The organism is Niabella sp., assembly GCF_030150205.1.
Classification (GTDB): Bacteria; Bacteroidota; Bacteroidia; order Chitinophagales; family Chitinophagaceae; genus Niabella.
Genome location: NZ_JASLGT010000004.1, coordinates 184,553 through 204,034, shown reverse-complemented (window position 1 = coordinate 204,034; position 19,482 = coordinate 184,553). Strand labels below are relative to the sequence as shown.

The following is a 19,482-nucleotide window of genomic DNA, read 5'->3' as shown; positions in this document are numbered from 1 at the left end:
CCGGTCATTACGCTTAAAATCTGTTGTATGAATCCCTTCTTCCTGCTTATTTTCATATTCTTGTACTTGCTTCCCGGCGGTTTGCAGGCACAGCGCTCCCTGTTTCATAACAGCCGGTATATTGCAGCCGTTCATAACGATACAGTGGAGGTTGTTTCCGGTACTACTTATGCTTTTACCGTGGATACCCCGGAAGACAGCGGCCTTATAGCAACGGCTCCCTCTACAGCCGACTTTTTAGCAGATATCGGCAGCAACGGCTCCAGGTATACCCTTTCATCCGCAGATGGAAGCGCTAAAACGAGCGGAAGTATTGCAACCGGGGACCGGCTTACGGAACGCAGTATAAACGGACAATCGCGGTATTTTTATATTGAATGTATCAGGAAAGCAATGGGCGGTACACTGATCGCAGCGCAGAACAGCGTTTCGGTAAATAGCGCTACCAGCATCACGCTTTACTTTACTGCCGGACAGCGCAGTCCCGATGCCACCGTAACCATTGAGCTTCCTCCCGGGATAAAGGCGTCGATGGAGCACACAACCGTGAATATCATCGGGCGTGGTGATGTATATCTAAAAGACCTCGGACATCAGTCCGTTGGAAGAACAGGAACTGCCTATCCTTACAACAAAACAGGAAAGGTGCAGCTACTGGAAGACGGCCGGGTACTGCTTTTTGAACACCTCGACCTGCGCCCGGATAACGGCCCCGACCTGAAGATCGTGATCCCAGGTATTCAATTTTCCCAAACCGGTACGCATCTGTTTAAAGCCCGTTATACAACCCGTTTACCGGAAGTACTGAACAGCGCCGATGCCACCACCTCCATTGCGGTTACCCGTACAATTTCTGATCTGAGGCGCATTCCGGCCACGGGTTTAACCTTCAATGAAACGCCGGACCTGTATACATCTACCACACTGCAGTGGTCCGGACCTGGCATTACCGGAACGGTTGTACAACAATCACTGGATTCCGGCAAAACCTGGACCCCGGCAAAAGCGACGATCCTTCTTCATAAAAGAACCGCCCGTCTTACCGGTCTCCGGTCCAACCGTTTTTACAGGTTCCGGCTGCTGGTTCCGCAGGGACCTTATAAAGGAACATCCAATAGTGTATTCTTCTACTCCGGAAAAACAGATATACGCGATTTAGGCATTACCGGCAATGGAAAAGATGATAACACCGAACAGATCAATGCGGCCATCCGGCGTTTGCACGATTCGGGAGGAGGCACCCTGCGTTTCAGTAAGGGCATTTACCAGGTAAGAACCGTTCATCTGCTAAGTAATGTATGGCTTTATGTAGATGAAGACGCCACGATCAAAGCATTGAAAGGCGGCGATGCCCCCGAAGCTACCTGGTTTAGTGACAAACAATACCGGTCGGGCTTATCGCCCACCGATATGGGCCCCTATGAGAACCCGGAGAACTGGCTTACCAAACAGGATGTGGGTCATACCTTTTTTAAAAACGCGATGTTTTATGGCGAAAGGGCAGATAATATTAAAATTATCGGCAACGGGTATATTACCGGTAACGGTAACCTGGTTACCAGCGATAAGGTCATGAACAACGATCCGGACAATCGCAGTGATAAAATGTTTTCCTTAAAACTTTGCACCCGTATCGAGATCGGTGGTTTGAGCCGCCGCGAAGATCTTTGGTATGATAGCCTGCAGGATGCCCCTTATTATATCCTTCCGGATAAAACAAAAGATTTTAATACCGGTAACATGCTGCGTATTGACCGGGCCGGTCATTTTGTGCTGCTGGCAACCGGAACGGATGACATTCATGTACATGATACCTATTTTGCAAAAGACAATACCTCCAATGCCCGCGACATTTATGATTTTATGAGCTGTAACAATGTTACGGTAACCAATATCTATTCAAAAGTGAGTTCGGATGATATCGTAAAACCGGGATCCGACTGTTCACTGGGATTTACCAGGCCGGCCACTAACTACCGGGTACGGAATATTATTGGTGACACCAATTGCAACCTGTTCCAGATCGGTTCGGAAACGGCAGATGATATTACCGATATCTGCGTAGACAATATCTATGTACTGGGTGCTAATAAGGCCGGGTTTTCCATTTCCACCAATGACGGCGGCCATATCCGGAACATTCATCTTAATTGCGGGCATACGGGCGTATTACATCACCGCTCCAAAATGCTGCGCACGTATACGCCTTTCTTTATTTCTATTTCCAACAGGGGCCGCGTGCTGGGTGCCGAGGCCAAACGGTTCCGCTTCCGGGAACACAACGTTACCCGCGATGAGCTGCTGGTAACGAATGTGAATATTGGAAGGGTTGAAAATATTATCCTAAACGGCGTAGACATCACCGAAGTTTATGGCGGCAGCTCCTTTGGTAAAAGCAGCACCCGCTGGGCTCCTTATGATGGTACACAACGAACCGCAACTCCAATTGTGGCCGGTTACCAGTTACCGGATACCAAACAGGTGGAAGGCGGATTAACGTTCCGGTTGCCCGACGGTGTTCATACAGGACGCATCAGCAATATTGTTTTTAATGATATACAGGTACTGGTAAAGGGAGGACATCCATCTTCCGATACAATGGCCTTTCCGCCTGAATTGGGAGTAGGTCAATACAATGCCTCGAACCTGAAATTACAACCCTCCTGGGGACTTTGGATACGGCACGCCAAAGATGTAACGATAAAAAATTCAGGATTCTATACGGAAAAACCCGATGGGCGCTATGCACTTTACCTGGATGATGTTCAAAATGCACAGCTGATGCAGATCCAAACACCCGTTGATAACAAGGAACGATTGGGATACCGGAATGTGACGGGTTTGAAGGTGCAGTGATGGCATTGGGCTTTCAGCTTTTAGCCTTTAGCATTCAGCTATTAGCCCTTAGCTTTGTCAGCGTTCTTCACTCTGGATCGGCCATTCATTTTTTCACCTCCGTTATTTCAATAACATTGCTCGTAAGGGATTGTATTTTCCCCGCAGCAAGATTCAGTCCTATCTCCATCAAATAGGAGCCGGATAAAATACTTTCATTTTCAGCAAGGGTTGATTTAGTTCCTGGAAATAAATTGATTTCCCGGATCCGGTATTGCTTTGCCGGATCCAATCCCTGCAACAGTACCTTAGAAAAACTATCCTTTTTTCTAAGGTTGGTGTAATAATTAAATAACATGGCGGTATCCTTTACCGTATTCACATACATAACCACCGCACGGTTTTCATCATAGGGAGAAATCAGCCGGTACAGATCTCCTTTCCATATAATATCGCTGATCGACCGGTATGTTTTCACTGCAGTTTTGCTAAACTCCAGTTCCTGCGCGGTAAAATTATTGATCCGGATATCATAGCCCATCTTTCCCATCATCGCTACATCTGTTCTGAATTTCAACGATTGCTTTCCCATACTGGTTACGTGCGCCGAAATCGTATTGGCCGGGAAGAAATAGGAATACCCCCATTGGATAAAGATCCGCTCCAACGCATCCGTATTATCGCTGGGCCAGAATTCCGTAAAATACTCCAGGGCTTTATAGTCTGTACGCCCGCCCCCTCCGGCACATAACATAATGGGCAGGTGCGGGTATTTTTTCCGGATGCGCGTCATTACCGCGTAAAAGCCTTTTGTATAATTGATATACAGATGCGACTGACGTTCTTTCAAATAGGCCGAATACGCATTGGTCATGCTGCGGTTACAATCCCATTTTATAAAAGCAACACCGGGGTTTTGCGTCATCAGGTCGTCTACAATATGAAATACAAAATCCTGTACCGCAGGATTTGTAAGATCCAGCACCAGCTGGTTCCGTCCATAGCTTTCCGGCCGGTTAGGCAATTTCAGGATCCAGTCCGGATGTTTCTCGTAGAGTTCACTTTTCGGATTTACCATCTCCGGTTCCAGCCAGATCCCAAACTTTATATCCCGGAGGCCCGCCTCTCTTACAAGTGTCGCAATCCCATTCGGTAATTTGGACCGGTCCGGTTGCCAGTCGCCCAGCCCTGCCTTATCATCATTCCGCGGATATTTATTCCCAAACCAGCCATCATCGAGCAGAAACAGCTCTACTCCTAATTTCTTTGCCTCATCAAACAATTCAACTAATCGCAACTCGTTAAAACTTGTATGCGTAGCCTCCCAGTTATTCAACAATGTCATGCGGGGTGCATTGCCATCCAGCAGAGCGTGATTCCTGACCCACTTATGCAAATTGCGACTGGCCTGCCCCTTTCCTTTTCCCGAATAGGTGAATACAAATTCCGGGGTTTCAAAAACTTCATCGGGCCGCAGGTAATATTCCGAAGCAAACGGATTGATCCCCGAAATTACCCGCAGGCCATTCTTCTGATCTACTTCAAAACTATATTTAAAATTGCCCGTCCAACCAAGGGTTCCGGCAATCAGCTTGCCCTCGGTTTCGGTTGAAAGCCGGTCCAGGGAAACAAAAAAGGTTTGCGTTTGATAGAAATTTGTGCGGGTGCCCAATTTACTTTCAATGCTTTTTATACCATTGATCAACGGTTCTTCCTTTAACTGTACTTCCCGGGCCCAGTCGCCATGAAACTGTGTAAGCCAGTATGCACGGGCATTAAAATGCAGTAAAGAAGAAGCATACTGTGTTAACATCACCGGTTTTTTTTCATTGTGCCGGATCTCGGTCCAGGTTTTGATTACATCTTCATCTGCATATGCTTTAAAGTGTACGGTTACGTAAAAAGGATACACCGGATCTTTTAAAAAGATCTGGCTATGCACAGCATCATCCTCCTTTACCTGTTTGTAATCTTCAAACTGCAGATCCAGTGAGGGATTCCCATCATTGTGTACAGCCCGTATGGCCGGTTCAAACTGGTTTTCCATCCCCGCAGCCAGGTAAATCTCCCGGCCACCATTCAATCCTGAATAGTCAGTGCGGGCCAGTTTGTCGCCAATATAAACCTGGTTTACTTTTTTATCTTTTCCTATTTTATAAACGATGGCGGTATGATTTGTTTCGATAAAAATCTTATCATCCTGAGCGCTTGCGGTCAGTGCTATAAACAGGAAAATCAGTGTACAAAAAGTTGGTCTCATTTATTTACAATAATCATTTATAAAATGCAATCTTGTAGTCATTATTTAACTGGTAAAAACAAGCGATTGCAGTAACCAGTCTGCTCTTTGAGACCGGCGGGCCGCCACTTATACTATAACTGCACCAGTATTGTTTTGCCTTCCTTAACGGTATAATCCCGGTCCTTTCCGCTGTCCGAAATCTTCACAACCAGGTTACTACCGCTCTTTCTTATTACCTCAATATTAAACACCGTTCCAAAAGCATGCATATTTTTCAATCGCATAAAATTCCACCCTGCAGGTAAATGCGGCGTAAGATGAAATGACCGGAGGCCTGTGGGGCGTATACCCAATACACCTTCTGTAAAAATACGGCAATACAACCCGCTTTCTGCCGACAGGTGCCGCTGGTTCCCTTCCGGGTAAGCTTCTACGGCATACGGCACATGTTCACCCAGCAAACGCCGCTCTGAATAATATTTCAGAAAATCATAGGCTTTTGCGGTTTCACCCGCTGCAAATGCGCCGCGCAATCCGTACAAAGTGGCCCGATCCCAGAATGTACTGTTTCCCGCCAGTGAAGCCAGGCCATCTTCTGTCCACAGCCGGCCCGAGAACAAGGCGTTAACCGTTCCCTGTTTCCGGTCGAAAATATCCATCACCAGCGGCGTTGCGATCCAGGCACGCAGCGTATCATTTTCTTTATAATACCGGTAGGTTTTAAATCCTTCTACCGTTGCGCCAAAATAGTTCTCAATATTTTTCCGCATCAGCGCGGCCTGATCCGTATACGCTTTTACCTGAGCTGCCGGTTTGCCCAATGCCTTTCCAAGCATCGCCGCAGATACCAGTCCGTCATAATATAAACAGCTTGTATTGAGGTTGGCGTTACCGGCAGGAAATCGCCCCTCCAGTTCATCCTTATTGCTCCATACCACGCCCTCCGCATTGATCTTTCGCTTACAGTACTCAAGGCACCATTCGATCAATGGCCACAATACTTTGGCAGAATCTGCATTACCATTCGCCAATGCAAAACGTCCGGCGCCATAGGCGATCATGGCCATATCCCCCCTGTCGCCGGCTCCGTGCCAGGTGCCCTTTCCTTCATTGATAATGGAGCTGGGGATGGGTTTGTACTCCGGGTTCATATAACCGGCAAACAGCCGGTAGGCATTCATGGCTGATTTGGTTGCAATGGCATCTCCTAGAAATCCAAAAAACGGGTTCACATATTCCGCCTGGTCATTGGCCCAAATGGCAGCGTAGTACCGCAGTCCACCCGGTCCATGCATCAATCCGCCACGGGTATTGTAGATACTTTCGGTTCCCCTTATCTTGGCAAAATAAAACATGGTATTGAGTACGTCATCGGGTGTTTCCAGCTGAAGCAGCGAGGTTATTTCATGCACCCGGCTCCGCCTTGCCTGCTCTTCCTGCTGCAGATTTACTTCCATAACAGGCGCGGCAGCTCCGGCAATGGCCTGGTAACTGATACCAAAAACGGCAGAATCGCCGGGGTTAATGGTTTTTAACCCATCGTTGATCGTAGCTACTATAAAGCGCAGCGGTCCGTCGCTGGCACGTTCTGCTGCCGGCCGTACTTCCCGCTGCATATATTCCATTTCAATTTTTGCAGCCTGGCTTCCCTTATTCACAAATACCAGCTTTTCAAGCGCCAGCGCTTTGTCTACCGAAGGATAAAAGGATCGCTTTAAGAGCAGCGTTCCTCCGTTACCAACGGCACTTTCCATTGTAAGAATTCCATCAAACTCCACTGCCAGCGCCGTTTCCGGCTGGTCTTCCATAACGGTGGCATTATATACACCCTTTTTCAGCAGCTTATCGTTGAGCAGGATCCGGGGAAGGTTGTCATCATCCACGCTATACATCATGGAAGCAATCGTTTTGGCCGGCAGCAGGCGGAATGTTGGAAAAACAAAGGTTCTTACAAAAGAAGGTTTTTTTGCCTGATCAACTCCATATTGCAGCCACACCGATACTTTCTGTCCGCTCATTTCAATATGGTCCTGGTGCGGAAGCGAACCGGAGATATTCCACTTTATTTTTCCAGGTGCGCTTATTTTCCACCGGTCAGACAGTTTATTTTTAACCGTCAATTGTGTGTTGCCGGTCATATACAGCAACAAAACAAAAAATGAAAGAAATATTTTTTTCATGAACGATTCCTGTTTAATATAAAGAACAAAAACTTTACCTGTCAACTCCCGTATATTATGCCCTGGTGCTCGTCATCTGCCCGGCCACGCCGCTGCAATACTATTTTTTTAACGTACTGAAGGCGTTTAATAAATCATCTATTTAATAAGCAATTTCAGCAAATCTGTAGTGCTGAATATGCTGCCCGGATTATTTCCTAAACGCCACACCAGGTATTTGAACGCCTCCGCTTCTCAAAAACCAAACAGCGGGTATGTCCCGCTGCCTGGTATCCAAATAAAAGTTCCATAAACCTTCAACTATCTTCTATGGTGTAACCGCTTTATAATCTGTATAGAATGTATCAATTGCCGTTTTGGTTGGCAAATATCCCGTCCGGTACTTAAAAGACGAACCGGATTTATAGCTATATAACGTATCCTGAGATGCGAACCCCAGCGATTTTCCTTTATCATTAAACTGTTCTTTTAAAACACGCGTTACAGATTGATCGGAAGCATTCGTATAATTCACTTCAACGGTCACGGCCTGCTGGCCAACGCCAAACCAACTCAAAAATATATTTTTTCCGTCTGCCGATTTTGTGGTAGACTTAAGTGAACGGTTAAATATGGATTGCGCAAACGTTTCGCCATAAGAGGCTGCCGTTACCTCTGCTTTCACTGAAGTATGGCCGGCTTTGTCATACGTAAACACCTGGAAGGCATACAATCCTTCCGGAAGCGGATCGATCATGGCCCGGATGGTATCTACTCCGGCAGTTCTGGATACCGGAATCACTATCGAATCGGCTTTATTATTCCAGAAAACCTTACACTGTACAATTTTAGGATCAGACACCAGCAGCCATTGAAGCTTCACCCGGTTATTTCCTGAAAATGCAGTCAGTGAGTCGGGTCTTCCGGAATAAACTTTTTCTCCATCTTTTATAAAATCTGCATAATTACTATTCATCTTTCCACAGGAGTATAGGATCGCAACCAATGCGGCCACCATCAAAAAAGAAATCCCGCGCATACTTTTTAATCTATTAAACATAGTCATTCTAATCGCTTTTTTATTGAAGCTGTCCCCAGAGAGACAATTCAAAAACGTGAAAAAATCCGGTTTGTCCGCCAATTGCACTCCAGCAATCAATATTCTTCCAGGCAATGTATCGTACAGCCGGCAGATCTTCGGGAAACTCGTATTCCTGGCCGGCATTGGCTACATCCAGGTCCTCATTTGAGTTTTGTCCTTCCGGCAACCCCGATGGTTTGGTCATGATCTGGTGATCGAGCAATACCCAGCTATTTACATCTGCGGGATTATTGGTACCCCAGATTTCCCATTCATGCGGATTTCCATGTCCCCAGGCGAAGTTGCCATTCCGCTGCCAGATCTTATACCTGCTGAACCGGGCTTTTAACCCCAGGTCAATGGGAATCCAGATAGGCTGATCCACATTCTGTTTGGTATGGAACATCGTAGTGGTATTTCCATCATACAAATTTTTCATCGGGTAACTGCTGGAATAATCAACCGCTTCAATCATTTTAGCGCCCGAAAGCGGAAGCGGATCTTTTTGCGGAATCGGATATTTTTTCCGGATATCTGCAAACTTGGATTTATCCAGGAGAATTTCATAAATAGGCTTTAATTGAAAGGCCATAGTATCCGAAAGGTTATTCCAGCGATCTCTTACTACAAGCGCAAAGTTCTGCAGGGTAGAATCCTGACCTCTCACTTTAAACAATCCTGTTTCCTGCGCGGTGTAATTGGCATCGACCTGGCGCCATTCCTTCTGGGCATCGTTCCACTTCAGCGCCATAATAACCATGTTGGCTTTGTCTTCATTTAAAAAGGACACCACAAATCCACCAAAGGAAGGTTTTACGGCGAGGGACTGACGTACTTTTAACACCGGTGGCGTAAGCGGTTTAATTTTAACGACTACCGGTGTTGATAATTTTTCGGCCCTGCTTACAGTATACAATTGTATTTCATGCTCGTTCGTATCTCCAAAGCCTTCTACAGTAAGATTATTGGCATAGAACGAAGCCTTCACATCCTTTTTTTCACCATTAACCATATATTCGGCTCTTACATAGAGCAGGTTCTGACTTTCGGGAAGCGAATAAAAAATCTGTGCGCCCCCCGCTATATTTTTTACCGATGTACTTTTAACAGGATCGGGAGCCGATTGGTCGGGATCGATCGGTTTATTTACACTCTTCGTACAACCGAACACGATTACAGAGCATAATCCAATAAAAAAAGCGGTTTTCATTTTCATATTTGATTTTATTGAATGAACAATTTTACCAACCGGTGTTTTGGACCAGGTTTTTATTAATACGCAACTCTGTGATCTGGATCGGCCATAAATAATTACGCAGATCAAAGCGCTGGTTAAACAGGAGGATCGGCTTATAGTAAGGTACGGTTTCCTTCTGGATAATATCCCATCCAAATATGGGTTGATTTAATTCGATATGCGCCGTTTTCCAACGCAGCAGATCCCAGAAACGCTGTCCTTCAAACATCAGTTCAATTGCCCGCTCCTGTTGAATAATAGCACGCATACCTGCTTTGGTTTTAAATTTGCCCGGGTCTTTTGAATGCTGCGACCAGGAATCTTCCACCGATTGCAATCCGGCCCGCGCCCGCACTTTGTTGATCCAGGCATACGTTTCATTTCCCGGTCCGTTTTGCTCATTCAATGCTTCTGCATACAATAAATATAAATCAGACATCCGGATTTCCGGCCAGGGATACTGTACCGTATTGCTGGTGATATTTCCATCGGCGGCAACGGTTGTTTCAATATTAACCAGCTTTTTGGGGTAGTACCCGGTTATCGAATAGTTACTGATCCCCTGCCGGGCTGCGGTTTCACCGGCCTTTCCTTTTACATAGAACAAGCCACCGGCTACATACACATTGTAATTCCCGATCCAGTTCCCATACCAGATACCCCTGTCGAAGCCCAGCGATGCATAAAAGCGAGGCTCCCGGTCAAAATTAAGCCGAACTGTTTCCTGACCTTTCGCTACATAAAACTGGTCCGCATCACCCGCAGTTTTCAAAGCAAAGCGTTCTGTAAAATCCCAGTCGGGATCTTCCGTGATCGGAACGCCATTTTTTGAATAAAATATTTCTGCCATTTTGAACGTAGGTGCAATAATGCTCTTTGCATTTGATGTACTTGTAAAAGGTGCAATATTTGCCATCGCATAGCGTTGCATATCCCCTGCCCGGCTGTCTGTATTTGGCCAGATCACCTCCGGGTTGTTAAACTTATTGGTAATGGCCGTGCGAATATCCAGTTCCCGTTTAATGGTATCGTTAATGATGTACCCCGTATTGCCCGCAAAGGTGGACAAACTGTAGCCATTGGCTAAACAAAACTCAATGGCATCTTTGCAGGCCACCGCAGCCCGCTCCCATTTTTGAGGATCCACCGTTTGCGGAAACAACTGCCGTCCTTTATTATCTACCAGGGAAGCATACGAGTTATTACCATTAAATAAGGGACTGGCTGCCGTAACCAGCACTTTCGCTTTAATGGCCTTTACAATACATTTTGTGATGCGTCCCAATTCTGCATTTTCCGTTCCGGATATACGATCGGGCAGCAAATCATTGGCAGCGGCGTCATCCAGCAACGATACAATATAATTTACACAGGAATCCACCGGCTCGCGGTAAACCTTTACATCTTCCGGCGAAGCAGAAATAGGAAGGTTTTCTTTTAACAAAGGTATGGGGCCGTACATCCTGAACAGATAAAAATGATAATACGCTTTCAGAAAAACCACTTCTGCTTTCCAGCGCTCCCGTTCATAAGCATTCAAATCAGGCACCTTGTCTACGTTATCCAAAAAGGTATTGCATTTCCGGATGGCCTGGAACAGGGCGGTACCCCGGGTTGTTCCGCCCCAAAAATTGCCCAGGGGATTATCTGCATTTTGCAGGCCTTTGGCAATATTGTTAAACGTGGGGTCCACATCCCTGATGGGATCCATATACCACACTTCGTCTCCGCTGTTGAACGCCGGGTTGTCGTTAAAAGACGCGTCATTAGGGAGATAAGCAAAACAAGAGAATAAATAACGTTCTGCGGACGTTCTTAATGTGAAGGCACTTTCGATGGTTGGGATACTATCCGGTACCACATTCAGGAATTTTTTACAAGCCGGCAGCGTACTGATCAATATCAATAAGACCGCTGTAATTTTTATCATTCTACGCATACAAAAATTTTAAAATGAAGCATCAATACCAATGGTGTATGTTTTCTGTAAAGGATATTTTAAGCCGTCGCCGCCCATTTCTACATCCCATAACTTAAAGCTGCTAAAGGTGAAGAGATTGCCCCCTGTAAAATAAATTTTCAGTTTGGTCATCTTTACCTTATTGGAAAGACGGGGAGGAAGCGTATAAGCTGCCTGTAGCTGCTTCATTCTTAAAAAGGATCCATCCCGCATAAACCAGGTACTGTTTTGATTATTATTGGAATTGGTATTGGCACTTAATCTTGGCCAAAGAGCATACAGGTTGCGATTCTCCTCGGACCAATGATCATCTGCATAGGCCTTCAAAAGCTGGTTCTTCAGCTGCACACCGGCAGGAGCCGGGTCATTGGAAGAATACCGGTAAGAAATAAACGGTGCGGTTGACTGAGGGTTGATCCAGAATGAAGATCTTGCCGAACCCTGTGCAAAAAAGGAGAATTCGAAATTTTTATAATTGCCGGACATTCCAAAACCATAAACAATTTCCGGAGCGGTAGGGAACCCGATGGGCACCATATCGTTTCCGTCGATTTTCCCATCATCATTGATATCCCTGAATTTGATATCCCCTCCACGGGTGATGGTACTTCCAAAACTTTGGGTGGGCGAGTTCTTTACCTCTTCGTCATCTACAAAAAGGCGTTCGGCTATATAACCCCAGCGCTGGTTAACGGGCTGTCCTTTCCGGTACAACCAGGGATATGCATACTCCGGCTCTTCATAAGCTTCAAACCTGTTCTTGGCATAGGTAAAATTTCCGATAAACTGGACGCCTATATCCTTTCCGAACCGCTGATTATAAGTCATATTGATATCGATAGACCGGGACCGTGCCTTGCCTACATTTGCCTTGGGTATATCCCCCTCCAGCCCCATGGTTTGCGGAATGGATGCCCGGTCCATTAAGATATTATACCGGTGCTCCAGGAAATACTCCGCCGTAATATCCAGTTTCCGGAATAAGGTAGCTTCTACACCAAAAGTGGAGTTGCGGGCCGTTTCCCAGGTAATGGCGCTGTTTCCATAACGCAATACAGAAATACCGTTCCTCGAATAACCTCCATCTGTTCCGAATGCGAATTTATAATTGGCATCATTCATATTGATATTGGACAGATAGAAGAACCGGTCGCTTGCGCTGCCGATCGCGTCGTTACCCACCAGGCCCAGGTTTCCACGCAGCCGCAGTTTGGAAAAAACATCTTTGAGTGGTTCAAAAAACTTTTCGTTGGAAACCGACCATGCCAAACCAAAGGAAGGAAAGAATCCAAACCGGTGGCTCCTGTCAAACCGTTCGGACCCGTTATAGGCAAAATTCACTTCTGCGAAATAGCGGTTATCGTATGCATAGGTTCCTCTTGCACCCAGCGTAATATTACGGGAAGGCAGTGAACGCTGCAATGTTGTTTCATTCCCGTTCAGATCATTTTGTATCATAAAGATCCCCATCGCTGTAATATTGCTCCGGCCAATGGCACGGTTGTAATTTGTTGCCAGCTCACCATGGAAGGTAGAAAGCACACTTTTTTCTCCCGGTACAAAATCAATATAATCGGATCCGGTTTCTGCATTCAGATCCCGCAGGATAAATGAATTGGTAAACTTATCGTAATTGGAAGGTTCTACATAAAAGGGTTTATAGGCTCTTGTAATGGTAAAGTTGGCTCTCCGGTTGGTTGTTAACATTCCGCGCATCGTCAGTCCCGGCGTAATAATAGCTGAAAGATCCTGGTTCAGCTCAAGCTGTGCCCCCATCAGCGAGTTGGAATACTGTTTATAGCCCCGGGTCATATCGGCATAGGGATTGAAATAATCACCTTTATCGGCATTACCAAACAGTATATGATTTACAAAGCGATGGGTTGAATCCGGCTGGTAGTAGGGCTTAAATAACACCGGACTGGTACGCATAATATTCATATACATAGCCGCCCCGGAAGTAATAGGACCCGTATAGCCATCAAAGGTTCCAAAAAGCCGCACCATTGCGGAAGTGGTCTTGGTTACTTTAAGATTTACGTTGGACCGGATCGTATAGGTTTTCAGACTGATATTGGTATTGAAATTATTGCGATGATCTACCTTCAGGTTCCCGTGATCCTGGTTTATTGATCCGGCAATATAATACGTAGCAACGCCGCCACCGCCGCCCAGGTTCAGATTCAGGCGCTGGTTATTGGTATTTTGCGTCAGCATCTCTTTTTGCCAGTTTACCGTAGGAAACATATCCGGGTTCACGCCGGAAATAGTATTATCAATTTTGCTTTGGGAATACGGCAATACACCTAAGGGGTTGCGGGTTAACACGGCTTCATTCTCCAGCTTCATATATGTGATGGGATCTGCGATCTCCACCATCCGTGTTGGTTGTGATATGGAGTTTTCAAACCGTACACCAATCTTCGCCCGGCCTTCCTTCCCCTCCTTGGTGGTGATCAGGATCACGCCGTTTGCCCCCCTTGCACCGTACAGGGCATTGGCCGTTGCATCCTTCATAATGGAGAAGCTGGCGATGTCATCCACGTTCAGACGTGCCAGTTCGGTAGTGGAATATTCCATTCCGTCGATAAGGATCAGGGGATCTTTCTTATAGCCAAATGTAGTGGACCCTCTTACAAAAAACTCCGCATTATCTGCACCGGGTTCTCCAGAACGCTGGTAGGCAATGATGCCCGCCACCCTTCCGGCCAGCGCCTGTGTAAGATTGCTTGAAGGGATCTTGAGATCCTCCGGCTTTACGGTGGTTACCGACCCAATTACAGATTGCTTTTTTTGCGTTCCATAGGCCACCACTACCACTTCATCCATTTTACTGTGCGAAACGGCTAAGGTAACATCGATCACCGACTGTCCTTTTACCGGCATTTCAACGGTTGTATAACCGCTCATTTCAAAGACCAGCACCGAATTTTCGCTAGGAACATCCAGGATGTACTTTCCATTACCATCGGTAGTGGTTCCGATGGCCGTTTGGTCCTTTACGTACACCGTTGCGCCAAACAGAACCCCAGCCGAATCGGTTACCGTTCCGCGGACTTCTTTTTTAATCTTACTGGCAGCTTTTTGTTCCTGTGTATGTCCCGAGTAGGGCGTAATGATCATCCCTCCCAGTAAAACAATAAACAGGCAGATACTTTTTCTGATTTCTAACCAATTCATAAACAATTTAATAATAGTAATAATAAAATGATCCTTCATTCATATCGAAACGACCATTGATGCGGGCAGGTATGGCAAGCTGCTTGTTTCCATCAACATCGTTTTAGCATAAAATTTGGTTTGTGCAATCGATAGCGCAATGATAGAGTGTAAAAACAGCCATGCAATTCAGTACTTTAACAAATCATTAAACAATTTTGGCAATAGCAGCGGATACAGCGGTGATTTGCTGCCATTTTTTTGACCGGACGGAACCTGGTGTCCTAAACCGGGTCATTCCCGCAGCTTGCAAGCACCTGCAGTCCTGCTTCAACACTCCCCTTGTTTGCTATGGAACAGAGCTCCAATATGAAGCATCACACCGGAAAAGAAATTTAACGGTTAAGGGCGTATCAAAAATGATGAAAGTGCGGCAATGAAGTATTTGTCCAGCCTGTCTTACCTGGTAACAAGACACACGTCGGCCCTGCCCTCCTTTCCCCTGATATCTCAATCAGATACTTAAAAAGTGGTCTGAGCGTGTATGGCTATTGAAATCTACAGGTAATATACCAGGTGATTCCCCTTTTTTCCACATCCCGATCTCCCGGAACAAAACCACCCTCAATTATGTTACATTTGTCAGATATAATACTCAGGAGCTTTCATGGATAAATTTATTGTTTCAGCAAGGAAATACAGACCCCAGACCTTTGACACGGTTGTGGGACAGGCCCATATCACCACTACGCTAAAAAATGCGATCCGGCAGAACCAGCTGGCGCACGCTTTTTTGTTTTGCGGCCCCCGTGGTGTGGGAAAAACCACCTGTGCCCGGATCCTGGCTAAAACCATTAACTGTGAGCAGCCCACCGCAGACGGAGAGGCCTGCAATACCTGTAATTCCTGTGTGTCCTTTAACCAGGGAACCTCGCTGAACATTCATGAACTGGATGCGGCCAGCAATAACTCGGTGGATGATATCCGTACCCTGGTAGACCAGGTGCGCTTTGCTCCACAGGCCGGCCGTTATAAAGTATATATCATAGATGAGGTACACATGCTGAGCTCTTCGGCCTTTAATGCGTTCCTGAAAACGCTTGAAGAGCCGCCCTCCTATGCGATCTTTATCCTGGCTACCACCGAAAAGCATAAGATCCTGCCAACGATCCTGAGCCGTTGCCAGATCTTCGATTTTAAACGCATTACCACCAACGACACAGTCGAGCACCTGGAAGCAATTTGCGAAAAAGAAGGTGTAACCGCAGAACAGGCGGCCCTGCAAACCATTGCCCAGAAAAGTGAGGGTTGCATGCGGGATGCACTCAGTATTATGGATAAGATCGTCAGCTTTACCAATGGTGAGCTGAATTATACCAATACACTGGAACACCTGAACATCCTGGATGAGGATTACTATTTTAAATTGTTGGATGATATGCTGCAACAGGACCTTTCCGGTGCCATGCTTTTATACGATGATATTAACCGGAAGGGTTTTGAAGGGGACCTGGTATTAAACGGATTTGCGGCCTTTATCCGCAACCTGTTGGTGAGCAAAGATGAAAAAGTAGTTGCCCTGCTGGATACCGTGGAAAGCTTTAAACAGAAATATCTTGAAACCGCAAAAAAAACACCGGCTTCCTTCCTCATCAGTGCATTAAATGTATTGAATGAATCGGAGATCAATTACCGGTCGGCACGTAATAAACGGCTGCATGTGGAGCTGACATTGATCAAGCTGTGCTACCTGCAGCAGGCAATGGAACTGACAGCCGGTGATACCGGGCTGAATAAAAAAAAAATAACTGAAAAAGCGGTAGCTGTTCCGTTCCGGAGCATTCAGCCGGTTTTGGTAAAACCGGTACCCGCGTCCCAAACCGTTATTCCGGCAGTTAAGAGCGAAGCTTCCGGCAGCCGGCTGATCATCGAAGAACCGGAGTCCAGACCGGCACCACCTCCGCCCCCAAAAGAAACGGTAACCACCCGGAAGATCAGCAGCCTGGAAAAGTTGCGGCAGCAGTTTAAAGATACCCATGTGGAGCTGATAGATCGTCCCCTTTCCCAGGACACCCTGGAAGCGGCATGGGCGGCTTTTATTGTGGTATTAAAGGAGAACAAAAACTCAGCGGCCCAGAGTTTTGACCTGGCACAATTAAAAGTACTGGACGATAACTCTTTTTATGTATATACCGCCAACGCGATCGAATACCGGTTTATTGAGTCCTGTAAAACACAGGCCTCGGAATTTCTTCAGAAACAGCTGTCCAATTCGCAGCTCCAGTTCTACATCACCAAACGGGAAAACGTAGAAACACCCGAAAGCAATGAGCCCCGGCCAATGACTGCCGTACAGCAATACCAGAAGATGATCGAAAAATACCCGATAGTAAAAGAGCTGAAAGAGAAATTAAAGATGGAACTGGACCGGTAAGCATGTTTAATTTGAAAATTTGAGCATGTGAAAATGTGGGAATAAAGATGCCGTTCCTGCTCTTTTGTCTTCCTCCGATCGATATTCCACATATATCAGACCTTATTAACACTTGATGTCTGATATGTTCTACTTCAGTTTTCAGCGATCCTGGTGTAACATCGGGATCAAGACCGATCTCATCTAACGTATAGCGTCTAATATCTAATGTCTGAAACCAGAAAAGTCCCTAAGCATAAAAACGAATTCAACGTTAAACCTCAAATCGATCTCCTTTAAACGTTAATAGTCAACGATCCGAAGACCATTGACTATTAACCATTCACTATTGACTACTTATTACTTTTTCTTCCGCTGATCCTGCATCTGCTTTTGCTGTTCCTGCATCTGCTGCAGCCGCTCCTGCCATTTGGATTGGGTTTTGGGCTTTTTGCGGTTTTCCTGTATACGTGCCAGGATCTTATCATGATCGATAATATAATTCTGTATCACAAACTGCAGGGCCAGGGTGATCAGGTTCGATACCGTATAATACCAGGTAAGCGCCGATGGCAGCCGGTTAAAGATAAACAACAGGAATACCGGGAAGATATACGGCATATACTTCATCATCGGGTTGCTTTGATCCGGCGACATGCTCATACTGTATATAGAAATCAGTAAGCTGGTAACCGTTGCCGTAATGGTGAACAGGCTCAGGTGGCTACCCAATAAAGGAATATGAATACCAAATTTGATTGGGTCATCAAAGGCCGACAGATCGCTGGCCCAAAGGAAGTCTGCGCCCCTCAGATCCACACTGGAGTTAAAGAAACTATACAGCGCAAAGAAGATCGGGATCTGGAACAGGGCAGGGATACATCCACCAAGCGGGTTTACACCGGCCTCCCGGAACAATTTCATTTGCTCCATACTCATCGCCTGCTGATCCGTTCCGAATTTTTCTTTCAATGTAGCAATTTCCGGACGCAACGCTTTCATCTTCGCACCGCTCAGATAACTTTTGTATGTTAAGGGAGAAATCAATAAACGGATCACCAATGTCAGTAATGCAATTACGATTCCGAAGCTGCTTACAAAGCCCTTCATGAAATTAAATACCGGGATGATCACATACTGGTTTAACGGACGTACAAACGCATACATACCCTGTCCCAGGTTTACCATTTTACTGAACCCGTTATCGTAGCCTTTTAAAATATTGTAATCAGCCGGGCCATAATAAATGCTCAGTGGTACAGACGCCGCATTACCTGCAGGAACTTTCAGTTGCATGTTTGCCGTGCTCTTCACTACTTCTTTATTCGCATCCGGAGGAATGGACCAGGAGATCTTTCCTCCTGTAAAATTGTCCTTTGCAACCAGGAAGGTGTTGAAGAAGCGTTGGCGAACGCCGATCCAGTTTACCTCTTTTTCAAAATTCACATGATCTTTCCGGCCGATGGTATGATAATCGAACTTACCATCTTCCATATAGCCGATCTGTGTATTTTGTTTTTCAAACTCAATATCCGATTCCTGCTGTGCCGCATCATATTGCCAAACCAGGTTCATTACCCCCTGCGACAAAAGACTGCCGGGCTGCGACAGGCTGATATTGAAATCGACCTTGTATTGATTTGGATGAATGATAAACTGATGCACAACGGCAGTAGCAGCAGCCGTGCTGTCACCGCTTTTTAATTCAAAGGTTACTACTTGTGTACCATCAGGGCCTGGCGTTACTTTTCCGTTGGTAAAATACAGATCACCGGTTTGCGCACTTTGATTCGCTGCGGTATTGATGGCATAGCTGATCTTGTTAAAATCCGTAGCCGCCAGTTTTACCTGCTGACTGTCCAGCGCATTTTTAAATTTCTTCAGCTCAACAAACTTCGGTTGTCCGCCTTTATTGGTAAACACAATTTTGAACACCTCATTTTCGGCAGTTACAAGCTGCTCGCTACCCTGTGCTGCATTTAAAAACATACCGGCACTGGTGGCATGACGCTGGGAATCGGCCCGCATTGAATCCAGGCGGAATGCCGCTGTATCCAGTTTTGGCTTTAACGCATTGGCGATAGAATCTTTTCGTGCCTGTTCTTTCTGATGTTCGCCCTGTTGCAGGTTATTGTAGTAAAAATAGAAGAAAAAGAGTACGGCTAAAAGTCCGAACCCAATGATCGTATTCCGGTCAAAATTCATTACTTACGTATATTTTTGAGCCGGCAAAGATAGGACAAAGCGGGGGATTTGCCTTTGAGGATTTCATCTGTTTGTTTTTTATCGTATTTTAATGGCCGGGGGCAATTCCTCAGCAGCATTCCCATTCAACCAGCACGATCCTGATAAGAGCTTCTACAAAAAAAAGTCGCCCGGAAACCAGGCGACCAAAT

9 protein-coding genes are annotated in these 19,482 nt (G+C 45.9%); 2 read left to right on the top strand and 7 right to left on the bottom strand.

Going from position 1 to position 19,482, the window contains the following annotated elements:
• Positions 1–27: 27 nt before the first annotated feature.
• Positions 28–2,856, top strand: a complete 2,829-nt coding sequence (locus tag Q1V85_RS03355) for an endopygalactorunase (RefSeq protein ID WP_300597446.1) — start codon at positions 28–30, stop codon at positions 2,854–2,856.
• Between the two features lie 85 nt (positions 2,857–2,941).
• Here Q1V85_RS03355 and Q1V85_RS03350 read toward each other — a convergent pair whose 3' ends face one another.
• The 6 genes from Q1V85_RS03350 to Q1V85_RS03325 all read right to left on the bottom strand — a co-directional run bounded on the left by Q1V85_RS03350 (position 2,942) and on the right by Q1V85_RS03325 (position 14,694).
• Positions 2,942–5,095 carry an alpha-galactosidase gene (locus Q1V85_RS03350; protein ID WP_300597445.1) on the bottom strand — a complete coding sequence of 718 codons (2,154 nt, stop codon included), beginning with the start codon at positions 5,093–5,095 and terminating at the stop codon, positions 2,942–2,944.
• 113 nt (positions 5,096–5,208) lie between these two features.
• Positions 5,209–7,257, bottom strand: a complete 2,049-nt coding sequence (locus Q1V85_RS03345; RefSeq protein WP_300597444.1) for a hypothetical protein — start codon at positions 7,255–7,257, stop codon at positions 5,209–5,211.
• Positions 7,258–7,564: 307 nt separating this feature from the next.
• The gene (locus tag Q1V85_RS03340; protein ID WP_300597443.1) at positions 7,565–8,296 is read right to left on the bottom strand and encodes a DUF4998 domain-containing protein; all 732 of its coding nucleotides are present in this window, start codon (positions 8,294–8,296) and stop codon (positions 7,565–7,567) included.
• Positions 8,297–8,315: 19 nt separating this feature from the next.
• Complete coding sequence (locus tag Q1V85_RS03335) at positions 8,316–9,533, bottom strand: DUF5000 domain-containing lipoprotein (protein ID WP_300597441.1); 1,218 nt, start codon at positions 9,531–9,533, stop codon at positions 8,316–8,318.
• A 25-nt stretch (positions 9,534–9,558) separates the two neighbouring features.
• Positions 9,559–11,493 carry a RagB/SusD family nutrient uptake outer membrane protein gene (locus tag Q1V85_RS03330; protein ID WP_300597439.1) on the bottom strand — a complete coding sequence of 645 codons (1,935 nt, stop codon included), beginning with the start codon at positions 11,491–11,493 and terminating at the stop codon, positions 9,559–9,561.
• A 9-nt stretch (positions 11,494–11,502) separates the two neighbouring features.
• Positions 11,503–14,694, bottom strand: a complete 3,192-nt coding sequence (locus tag Q1V85_RS03325) for a TonB-dependent receptor (RefSeq protein WP_300597437.1) — start codon at positions 14,692–14,694, stop codon at positions 11,503–11,505.
• 646 nt (positions 14,695–15,340) lie between these two features.
• On the opposite strand from Q1V85_RS03325, the gene Q1V85_RS03320 reads away from it, so the two are divergent.
• Positions 15,341–17,107 carry a DNA polymerase III subunit gamma/tau gene (locus Q1V85_RS03320; RefSeq protein WP_300597435.1) on the top strand — a complete coding sequence of 589 codons (1,767 nt, stop codon included), beginning with the start codon at positions 15,341–15,343 and terminating at the stop codon, positions 17,105–17,107.
• 339 nt (positions 17,108–17,446) lie between these two features.
• On the opposite strand, the gene yidC is transcribed toward Q1V85_RS03320, so the two are convergent.
• Positions 17,447–19,291: a membrane protein insertase YidC gene (gene yidC, locus Q1V85_RS03315; RefSeq protein WP_300597433.1), complete on the bottom strand. Its 1,845-nt coding sequence runs from the start codon at positions 19,289–19,291 to the stop codon at positions 17,447–17,449.
• Positions 19,292–19,482: the final 191 nt, after the last annotated feature.

Coding starts and splice junctions, on each gene's coding strand:
- Q1V85_RS03355 (WP_300597446.1), top strand. CDS start 28: ATGAATCCCTTCTTCCTGCTTATTTTCATATTCTTGTACTTGCTTCCC.
- Q1V85_RS03350 (WP_300597445.1), bottom strand. CDS start 5,095: ATGAGACCAACTTTTTGTACACTGATTTTCCTGTTTATAGCACTGACC.
- Q1V85_RS03345 (WP_300597444.1), bottom strand. CDS start 7,257: ATGAAAAAAATATTTCTTTCATTTTTTGTTTTGTTGCTGTATATGACC.
- Q1V85_RS03340 (WP_300597443.1), bottom strand. CDS start 8,296: ATGTTTAATAGATTAAAAAGTATGCGCGGGATTTCTTTTTTGATGGTG.
- Q1V85_RS03335 (WP_300597441.1), bottom strand. CDS start 9,533: ATGAAAATGAAAACCGCTTTTTTTATTGGATTATGCTCTGTAATCGTG.
- Q1V85_RS03330 (WP_300597439.1), bottom strand. CDS start 11,493: ATGCGTAGAATGATAAAAATTACAGCGGTCTTATTGATATTGATCAGT.
- Q1V85_RS03325 (WP_300597437.1), bottom strand. CDS start 14,694: ATGAATTGGTTAGAAATCAGAAAAAGTATCTGCCTGTTTATTGTTTTA.
- Q1V85_RS03320 (WP_300597435.1), top strand. CDS start 15,341: ATGGATAAATTTATTGTTTCAGCAAGGAAATACAGACCCCAGACCTTT.
- yidC (WP_300597433.1), bottom strand. CDS start 19,291: ATGAATTTTGACCGGAATACGATCATTGGGTTCGGACTTTTAGCCGTA.